Source organism: Exiguobacterium sp. A1_3_1, assembly GCF_048985645.1.
Classification (GTDB): Bacteria; Bacillota; Bacilli; order Exiguobacteriales; family Exiguobacteriaceae; genus Exiguobacterium_A; species Exiguobacterium_A indicum.
Window position 1 is genome coordinate 1 of record NZ_WBYY01000126.1, and the last position, 9,616, is coordinate 9,616.

Below are 9,616 nucleotides of genomic sequence, written 5' to 3' on the forward strand. Positions count from 1 at the left end.
TCTCGTGGGCTCGGAGATGTGTATAAGAGACAGACAATATGGAGGATAGCACTTTGCTCGCGAGGGGAAATCGTCTCGATGTCGATTTTAATTAAATCGATCAACTCAAACAATTCCGCTCCATGCTGTCGGAGTAAATCCGTCACAAAATCATCGAGTGCTAACGTAAAGCCCGCGTCTTTCCAACTATGTAGAACAGACAGCATCTCTGTATCGATCTCAACTGTTTCTAGAATTTCAATGACGAATTGGCTTGGATCCAAATAATGAATCAAGTCGCTTTTCAACAGCTCTGCCGTGAAATTAACAAATAGCTTCTTGCCTTCTGCTACATGATCTACTCCCATATGAACAAGTGTATTCGTCAAAACATCCATCGTCGCTAAATCACCATCAAACACACTGATTTGTTCAATCGAACGATACAATAGTTCAAATGCATCAATCGAACCTACTCGATTAACGATGGGTTGACGTGCTAATAAGATATCCATCGTTCTCATGCCCCCTCTATTCTTCTCTGATGTCATCTATTATATCAAAGTTTACTTTTTAGGAGATTATTGTTTTTTACAACATATCAATGTTCTTATTTTTTAATTCTATGCCATTTTCCGTAACACAAAAAAACAGCACGACATTGGTCGTACTGCTTGAACTATCACCTTTCATCCGGATTCCATATACCAGTCTCAAACCAATTCAACACATTCCGCGTCACATGCAACTTGTCATGAATCGGAAATTGATGGGCATAGGCATAAGTCTGAAGCATCGTTTTTTCGGAATAACGTGCGGCATAAGCCGTCGCGTGGCGTAAACGAACGTTCTCATCGTATGCACCGTGAATCAATAACACTTCACCTTGAGGTGCGACATGGAGCGGCGAGCGAACCGCGTATTCATCAGGAACCGTATCTGGTGTACCTCCCGTGTATCGCCGCAGCATCTTTTGCATCGTCTTCTGCTCTTCATACGTCCACGTCAACTCCGTCACCCCTGCCCAGGAAACCGTTCGAGCGACTGGACGGTGATGCGCAAGGAGCAGTGCCATCTGTCCACCACGTGAAAATCCAAATGCGTGAACATGCGAAACACGTTGCTGCAACCAGTCAAAGGCGCTGCAGGCGTCTTCGATATCGTGATGTCCAAAGTCTTCTTTTCCCGTGCCGCCTAGATTCCCTCGATAGAAAGGTGCCATGACAAAAAAGCCTGCCTGTGCGAACGCGAGCAATCGAGTCGGTCGGACCATTCCGATCGAACGCGTTCCACCACGCAAGTAGAGAATTCCCTGACCGTTCGCAACTTGCGGGAGTACGATATAGGCACCGACCCGTTCTCCATCCGCTGTGGTATAAAACATCCGAAACGTCCGAAACGGACCTTGCCGCGGAAGTTCAAACCAATCGGCGTTCGCTAAGTACACGGAGCGTCTCCGGAAGGACACGGTCCTTCATCATGAAACTGTATTGTCGATTCGTATCGAGACGTTCAGGGAGTTCCTCGAATAGAAAAGCACCGTCCGTTTCATCCACGGCAAGATGAGACGACAATGATCCGATTTGCGCGAAGTAGATGTTTTTGATGATCGTATCGCCTTTTCCGGCAACCCGATACTGCCCGACATATGAGAGGGAATCGATTTCCCCACCTGTCTCTTCCATCACTTCACGACGTGCAGCTTCTTCCGCCGTTTCCCCTGGTTCAACCTTTCCACCAGGAAATTCATAACCACGTTGCTTATGATGGGTCAGCAACCATTTTCCTTCGTACACGGCAATGACCCACACGTGCAAGGGACGATCCGAGAACGGATGGTCATCAAAACTTAACTCCACTTGATTTTGATAATAATCCAAGAATGTAATCACGTACGTGCACCTCATTTCTTCTTCTAACTTCACTTTACCTGTTTCACGGGTATTCTAAAAGTGAAAACGCTAGGATTACCTGTAAATCTGGAAAATGATAGCCTACTATCATCCGCTAAAGACAAAAAAACAGCCGATGTTCCACTAGGGAACGATCGACTGTCGTTTCATATTACTTCAAACGTGCTTCGAGTTCTGCTTTTTCTGCTTCGAATCCTGGTTTCCCAAGAAGAGCGAACATGTTTTTCTTGTACGCTTCGACGCCTGGCTGATCAAATGGGTTCACTCCGAGGAGATAACCACTCATCGCACAAGCTTTTTCGAAGAAGTAGAACAGGAATCCGAGGTGATACGGTGTCATCTCTGGAAGTTCGACTGTCAAGTTCGGTACTTGTCCGTCCGTGTGCGCAAGCAACGTACCTTCTGCTGCTTTATCGTTAACGAATTGAATCGACTTCCCTGCAAGGAAGTTCAATCCATCGAGATCCTGAGCATCTTCTTCGATCGTCAATGCATGACGTGCTTGACCGACTTTGATGACTGTCTCGAACAGGTCACGACGACCTTCTTGGACGTATTGTCCCATCGAGTGAAGATCCGTCGAGAAGTCGACTGCTGCTGGGAAGATCCCTTTGAAGTCTTTTCCTTCTGACTCGCCGTATAATTGTTTCCACCACTCTGACACATAATGAAGTGCTGGTTCGTAGTTGACGAGAAGCTCGATCGTCTTCCCTTTCGCATAGAGCGCATTTCGAACGACCGCGTATTGATACGCTTCGTTGTCAGCTAGGTTTTCGCTCGCGTAGCGCTCTTGCGCGTCACGGGCACCTTGCATCAACTCTTCGATTGAAATACCAGCTGCTGCGATCGGTAATAGACCAACCGGTGTCAACACAGAGAAACGGCCGCCGACATCATCCGGAATGACGAATGTCTCGTATCCTTCAGAGTCTGCGAGTGTTTTTAATGCACCACGCGCTTTATCCGTCGTTGCATAAATCCGGTGTTTGGCTTCTGCTTTACCGTATTTCTCTTCCATGAACGATTTCAAGAGACGGAACGAAATTGCTGGTTCTGTCGTCGTACCCGATTTCGAGATGATGTTGACCGATACATCTTTTCCTTCGAGGACTTCGAATAAATCGTGCAGATACGTCGATGAGATATTATGACCTGCATAGATGATTTGTGGTGCTTTGCGATCTTCTTTTGATAACAAGTTATGGAATGAGTGTCCGAGCATCTCGATCGCAGCGCGCGCTCCGAGATACGAACCGCCGATTCCGACGACTAACAACACATCAGAATCCGACTTGATTTTTTCTGCAGACGCTTGGATGCGTGCAAATTCCGCTTGATCGTAATTCGTCGGAAGATCTACCCATCCTAAGAAATCACTTCCTGCACCTGTTCCTGCATGAATCGCATGGTGAAGCGTCTTTACCGTTTCCGCCATATGATCTACTTCATGTTGACCTACGAATTGTAGGGCTTTCGAATAATCAAAACGTACTGTTGACATGCCATCGTCCTCCTTATTCATTCGCAACGAAATGCGACCTTCCTTTTCATTAAAACGCAAGAAGGAAGGTCGTTCAAGTCTTTTGTGAAATGAGTAGCAAATGTTACAGATTGTTATAGGGCAGCTGTCACGATTTGACGAACGTCTTCGTTTCCAAGTGATTTGAAGTTTCCGAAGTCGCCGCGTGTCATTGCTGACTTGACGATTGCGTCAACTGTATCTTCTTTGATGTCGTAATCAGCGAGACGATTCGGTGCACCGAGTGATGTCCAGAAAGCACTGATTGCGTCGATTGTCGCGTGTGCTGCTTCCATCTCTGATTTACCTTCCGTATCAACGTTAAAGACGTTCTCACCGAGTGTGACGAAACGATGTGCGTTTGATTCGTCGAGTACGTGGCGCATCCAGTTCGGGAAGAGGATCGCAAGTCCACCTGCGTGCGGGATATCGTGAACAGCTGAAACCGCGTGCTCGATATTGTGTGATGCCCAGTCGCCACGTGCGCCCATTTGAAGGACACCGTTGAGCGCCATCGTACCAGCGAAGAGAATCGTGCCACGAAGTTCAACGTTCTCGAGATCGTTGACGAGTTTCGGTGCTGCTTCGACGACTGCTTTCATGACACCTTCTGTCATCCGTTCTTGGACCGGCGCATGCGCAGGGTGGAAGTATTGCTCGAGGCAGTGGCTCATCATATCGACGATACCGTAGATTGTTTGATCTTTTGGCACACTGACTGTGTACTTCGGATCAAGGATTGAGAATGTTGGGAACGTAAGCGGGCTACCCCAACCGTACTTCTCTTGTGTCTTCCAGTTCGTGATGACGGATCCTGAGTTCATCTCAGAACCTGTTGCTGCAAGCGTCAAGACTGTTCCGAATGGGATGACTGTTTCTGGTGTTGCTTTGCCGATGACGAGATCCCATGCTTCGCCTTCATAAGGAATACCAGCAGCGATCAATTTCGTGCAGTCGATGACAGAACCGCCACCGAGTGCAAGCAATGCGTCAACGCCTGCTTCACGTGCAATTTTGATACCGCGCTCTGCTGTCTCGATACGCGGGTTCGGTTCGACACCGTCGCATTCGACGTACTCGATTCCTGCCGCGTTGAGTTCACGTGTGACATCATCATAAACGCCATTACGTTTAATACTGCCGCCACCGAAGACGAGCATGACTTTCTTTGCACCGAGTGCTTCGAGTTGTGGTTTCAGTTGGCTGACTTGACCGTCACCAAAAATAAGTCTTGTTGGATTGCGATATTCAAAGTTTTCCATCTGTGTTGCCTCCTCAATAAGTAATGAACACCTTACATTATCCACACATTCCCCTTTCGCATCTAATTTAATGCTTATTCTATGTAAAAATCGCATAAAAAAAGAGAACCGACCGATGTCGATTCTCTCATGTGGCTTATTTTTGGAAGTTTGATTTTTCAATCCATTCTTCCAATTTACCTTTAAGAACGTTGAATCCAGGTGCTTCTTCTTGTTTGAAAGCAGGACCTGCATCGCGACGTCCAGCGTTTTTGCGTGGACCTTTCGCGCGTGCTTCACGTTTTGGAGCTTCCTGAGTTGCTTTGATCGAAAGCTTCATTTTTTTGTTAGCTTCGTCGATGTCGAGAACTTTAACAGTTACTTCATCGCCAACTTTTACGTAATCGTTGATGTCTTTTACGTAATCGTGTGAGATTTCTGAGATGTGGACGAGACCTTGTGTTTGCTCGTCAAGTGCTACGAAAGCACCGAAGTTTTGAATACCAGTTACTTTACCAGTAACGACTTGGTCTTTTTCAAAGTTTGCCATAATGTATACACTCCCTAACTAAATTCATCAACTTATAATAACACACTTTTCTTGTATCGTAAAAAATATTTTTGGAATTTGTTTATTTTTTATTTCACGAGGGAACATTTTAGTAGCAAGACTTCAAGTATTCCCCCTGATTCTGCCGAACTTTCCGAGTTCGGCCCTTTTTTTGTTCTTTTGTTGAATTGACCTAAGTGACAAAGAAAAGTAATGCTTGAAACGAGAAAGACGAAAGACAGATAAGACTATCAAAAAAAACGGACAGTCTCGGTCTGCTCGCTTTCCGCGGACAAGCCCTCATGCCGCTTTAGATGCGTCGCATCTTCCAGGGTCATGATGACTTGTTTTTCCGCAGGAGTCGAGCAGAACCTCGCCTGTCCTAGCGTAAAGGAAATATAGAGTAGAAGCAATCATCAATTGATCTATTTATTACTCACAGATCGTCGAATCCATTCGCATCCGTTACTTTCGCATACGAACGTGATTTTTGTTCGAAGAAGTCCGATTTTGTCGCGTTCATCGAATCATCCGAATACGCACGAATCCATGGCATGACATCTTCGTCGTGCCCTTCATAAAGATCCGACAAACCGATGACGCGAAGACGTTTGTTTGCGAGATATTTAACGTAATCACGCATTTCACTGACATCAAGACCGTCTAGATCACGCAAGACATATTCGCTCCACTCGATTTCAAGATCGACGGCACGCTTGAACGTGTCGTAGACGAATTGTGTGAAGGAGCCATCGGCATCGATTTCTGGATGCTCCGACAGGACAGCACGTAACAATTGGCTGATGAAGTACGAGTGTTGTAATTCATCCCGTTGAATGTAGCTGATCATCGTCGATGTTCCGACCATCTTTTGATGACGTGCTAAGTTATAGAAGAAAGCAAAGCCAGAATAGAAATTGATCCCTTCAAGAACGATCGAAGCAACGAGCGATTTCGCGAAATTCTCTGGAGTCCGGTCATTTTGGAAATCTTCATATAAATCAAGGATGAATGCATTACGCTTCATGACCATATCATCGTCTTTCGCGATATCGAAAATCCGGTTTTGTTCAGCCAATGGAACCAAGCTGGATAAGACGTAGCTGTACGATTGATTATGAACGACTTCCTGTTGCGCAACGATCGCAAGAATCGCGTGAACCGATGAATCCGATGTGAACATTGCCGATTCCAAGATATAACGTGTCTGAACCGAGTCAAGGATCGAGAGTAGCCCGATGATTCGTTTAAAGGCATCCTGTTCCCGTTCGCTCAATTGATTCCACTGCTGCATATCCTTCGACATCGAGATCTCATCTGGGATCCAGAAGTTCGATAACAGTTGTTTGTAGATCGAATAAAACTGTGGATACGCAATATCGTTCCAGTTGACGATGGCACTCGTTTCGCCACCGATGATTGCTGTCGCGCGATTCGGATGACGTGCATCAAGCAGTTTGATTTTTTGTAGCTGTTCCATGTGCTTCGACTCCTTCTTGCTGTAATTGAAGAATGGTCCGTTTCGTCCATTCCTTGACGAGATGTGGGCGATTGCGTGGTGACTGCTCGATTTTCAATAGTTCGCCGGCAAGTGGCACCCCGAATTTCGAGAGATGATACGCCATCTCATCAACGGCGCGACAATATTTGACGAACATCTTGTCCCCTGTTCCAAAAACAGCTGCCTGCGGAATCGCATGCGAACTCTCCTTCAGAACGGTTCTAAGACAGTCGCGCATATCGTCGGGTAGTTGCCCATCCCCCCACGTATACGAACCAAAATAGACGATATCATAAGGCATTAACTGATACGTCGTCACTTCGTCCGCAAACAACATCGTCGGCTCGATTCCCATCTCAGAACACGTCTTCGCGACGAGTTCTGCCACCTCCTCCGTGTTTCCACTCAATGACGCGTATACGATTGCTGCCTTCATGATATCGTCCTCCTTATCTTATGATGAACACGATTCACATTCGTCGATTTCAACCGTCGTCGAACGCGTGTAGTAGATCGTCTTCATCCCGAGTTGCCATGCTTCCATGTGCATCTCGAGTAATTCTTTCGCCTTGACGTTATTTTTCACGTACAGATTGAAACTGATCGCTTGGTCGATGTGACGCTGACGCGAAGCATTTTGACGAATGCTCCATAGCTGGTCAATCTCAAACGCTGATTTATAGAACCAGTTCGTTTCCGGTGTTAAATCTGGAACAGTGACTGGAATCTTATAGTTTTTCTTCTCTTCCGAGTAGACTTTTTTGTAGATTGGATCAATCGATGCCGTACTACCCGCAATGATCGCCGTCGATGAGTTCGGTGCGACTGCCATCAAGTAAGCATTACGCATTCCGTACGCCGTGATGTCCGCTTGGAGACGATCCCAATCGAGTTCATCCGTCGTTTTATAGTGGCGACGTTTGATGTACTCTCCTGTTTGCCATTCTGAACCCTCGAAGAGACGGTACGCGCCCTTCTCTTTCGCAAGTTGCATCGACGCATCGATCGTCAAGTAAGCGATCTTCTCGTAGAGACGGTCTGCGTATTGTACCGCTTCGACCGATTCCCAACGGATGCCTTCGAGTGCGAGTAGATGGTGCCAACCGAACGTCCCAAGACCAACGGCACGGTATTTTTGATTCGTCAATTGTGCTTGCGGGACATCGATCGTATTCAAGTCGATGACGTTATCAAGCATCCGCATTTGAATCGGAATCAATCGCTCTAAGACGTCAGAACGAACTGCACGTGCAAGTGCGATCGATGACAAGTTACAGACGACGAAGTCCCCTGGTGTCTTCGTGACGATGATCTTACCGTCTTCCGTGTACTCTTCCGTCACGGTCGTCGGGCTCATGTTCTGCATGATTTCCGAGCACAGGTTTGACGAGTAGATCATGCCTGCATGTTTATTCGGATTCGCACGGTTAACGGCGTCACGGAAGAACATGTATGGCGTTCCTGTCTCAAGTTGCGAACGCATGTAGCGTTTGACGAGATCGATTGCCGGAACTGTTTTTTTGCTGAGACGCGGTTCGTTGACACACGCTTCGTATCGTTCCGTGAAGCTGCCCCCTTGTTCCGTCTCATCGAAGTAATCTTCAAGGCTGAAGCCCATAACGGTACGAATTTCATGTGGGTCAAACAAATGCCAGTCTTCTCGTGCTTCGACGGCACGCATGAAACGGTCTGGTAAGTTAACACCTGTGAACAAGTCGTGTGTCCGAAGTCGCTCATCCCCATTGTTGAGCTTCGCGTCCAGGAATTCGAGGATATCTTTATGCCAGATGTCGAGGTACACCGCGATCGATCCTTGGCGCATACCGAGCTGATCGACGCTGACTGCCGTGTTGTTCAATTGTTTCATCCACGGGATGACACCGCTTGAGACACCTTTGAAGCCTTTGATGTCTGAGCCGCGTGAGCGAATCTTACCCATGTAGACGCCGATTCCGCCGCCACCTTTAGAAAGTGTCGCCACGTCCGTGTTCGAGTCGTAGATGCCGCGTAGCGAATCATCGACTGTATCGATGAAACATGAAGAAAGTTGACCGTAAGACTTACCAGCATTCGAAAGCGTCGGAGTCGCAACTGTCATGTAGAGATTCGACAATGCCCAGTAAGACTCTTTGACGAGTTCTAAACGACGTTCTTTCGGTTCGTTTTGCATCAGTGTCATCGCGATGACCATGAATCGTTCTTGTGGTAGCTCGTACAAGTTTTTGACGTGATCACGTGCGAGGTACCGGTCTGCCAGTGTTCGAAGACCAATGTATGTGAACAAGTGGTCGCGGGATGGATCGATCGTTGCCGACAGTTCGTTGATGTCTTCCTTCGAATACGCATCTAGTAGATGTTTCGTGAAGATGCCGATCTCTGTCAGTTTTTCAATCAGCGTATACAGCGAACCATACCGTTCTTCTGCTGCATATCCGCGATTTTCACCTGCTTCAAGGTATAACCGATTTAAGTAAGTCGCTGTCGCTACGAATGTCCAGTTCGGCTCTTCTGCCTTTAACATATCGAGTGCGTGCATCGTTAACAGTTCATAGACTTGATCGGCTTGTAGGGATTTTCCTTCAAGCGCTCGGATGGCACGTTCAGTATAGCGGTCGATATCAAGCTCCGGATACGTTTCCGTTGCTTGTCTAATCACGACATATACGTCTTCTATTGTCATTGCACCTTTAAAGATGCGTGCTGTATTCAGTGGAGATGCCACTATGAACCACTCCCATTCTCTATCGTTAAACAGGTTCGCATTAGACGATGAAATACGCTAAACTAAAAAAAGACGTCCTACATATAGAAGGAACTCTACAACTCTCACTCTATATATAGACGTTTTTAGCGTTTTTAAACCTGTTAATCTACAAGATATAGGTCTGTCTCTTATACACATCTCCGAGCCCA

The 9,616-nt window shown here is 46.7% G+C and carries 8 protein-coding genes and 1 pseudogene; all 9 read right to left on the minus strand.

Going from position 1 to position 9,616, the window contains the following annotated elements; translation table 11 throughout:
• Positions 1-494, minus strand: a pseudogene (locus F8N00_RS12890) (EAL domain-containing protein); the annotation flags it as partial.
• A 167-nt stretch (positions 495-661) separates the two neighbouring features.
• Positions 662-1,426: an alpha/beta hydrolase family protein gene (locus F8N00_RS12895; protein ID WP_410755521.1), complete on the minus strand. Its 765-nt coding sequence runs from the start codon at positions 1,424-1,426 to the stop codon at positions 662-664.
• Positions 1,398-1,871 (minus strand): RNA deprotection pyrophosphohydrolase, encoded by a 474-nt coding sequence (gene ytkD / locus F8N00_RS12900; RefSeq protein ID WP_023469112.1) that lies wholly within the window; start codon positions 1,869-1,871, stop codon positions 1,398-1,400. The genes F8N00_RS12895 and ytkD overlap by 29 nt, the downstream gene beginning before the upstream one ends.
• A gap of 172 nt (positions 1,872-2,043) precedes the next feature.
• Complete coding sequence (locus F8N00_RS12905) at positions 2,044-3,393, minus strand: glucose-6-phosphate isomerase (RefSeq protein ID WP_023469113.1); 1,350 nt, start codon at positions 3,391-3,393, stop codon at positions 2,044-2,046.
• A gap of 113 nt (positions 3,394-3,506) precedes the next feature.
• Positions 3,507-4,673 carry an iron-containing alcohol dehydrogenase gene (locus tag F8N00_RS12910; RefSeq protein WP_023469114.1) on the minus strand — a complete coding sequence of 389 codons (1,167 nt, stop codon included), beginning with the start codon at positions 4,671-4,673 and terminating at the stop codon, positions 3,507-3,509.
• A 136-nt stretch (positions 4,674-4,809) separates the two neighbouring features.
• Positions 4,810-5,202, minus strand: coding sequence for a S1 domain-containing post-transcriptional regulator GSP13 (gene yugI, locus F8N00_RS12915; protein WP_012371159.1), 393 nt, complete (start codon positions 5,200-5,202; stop codon positions 4,810-4,812).
• 436 nt (positions 5,203-5,638) lie between these two features.
• A complete protein-coding gene (locus tag F8N00_RS12920) occupies positions 5,639-6,682 on the minus strand; it encodes a ribonucleotide-diphosphate reductase subunit beta (RefSeq protein ID WP_023469115.1) in 1,044 nt (347 codons plus the stop codon).
• Entirely contained in the window at positions 6,651-7,139 is a 489-nt protein-coding gene (locus tag F8N00_RS12925) for a flavodoxin domain-containing protein (RefSeq protein WP_023469116.1), read from the minus strand. The genes F8N00_RS12920 and F8N00_RS12925 overlap by 32 nt, the downstream gene beginning before the upstream one ends.
• Before the next feature lie 18 nt (positions 7,140-7,157).
• Positions 7,158-9,425 carry a ribonucleoside-diphosphate reductase subunit alpha gene (locus F8N00_RS12930; RefSeq protein ID WP_023469117.1) on the minus strand — a complete coding sequence of 756 codons (2,268 nt, stop codon included), beginning with the start codon at positions 9,423-9,425 and terminating at the stop codon, positions 7,158-7,160.
• Between the last annotated feature and the right edge of the window lie 191 nt (positions 9,426-9,616).

Excerpts from the sequence above, each read along its gene's own strand:
- F8N00_RS12910 (WP_023469114.1), bottom strand. The coding sequence starts at position 4,673 with ATGGAAAACTTTGAATATCGCAATCCAACAAGACTTATTTTTGGTGAC.
- F8N00_RS12905 (WP_023469113.1), bottom strand. The coding sequence starts at position 3,393 with ATGTCAACAGTACGTTTTGATTATTCGAAAGCCCTACAATTCGTAGGT.
- F8N00_RS12920 (WP_023469115.1), bottom strand. The coding sequence starts at position 6,682 with ATGGAACAGCTACAAAAAATCAAACTGCTTGATGCACGTCATCCGAAT.
- yugI (WP_012371159.1), bottom strand. The coding sequence starts at position 5,202 with ATGGCAAACTTTGAAAAAGACCAAGTCGTTACTGGTAAAGTAACTGGT.
- F8N00_RS12925 (WP_023469116.1), bottom strand. The coding sequence starts at position 7,139 with ATGAAGGCAGCAATCGTATACGCGTCATTGAGTGGAAACACGGAGGAG.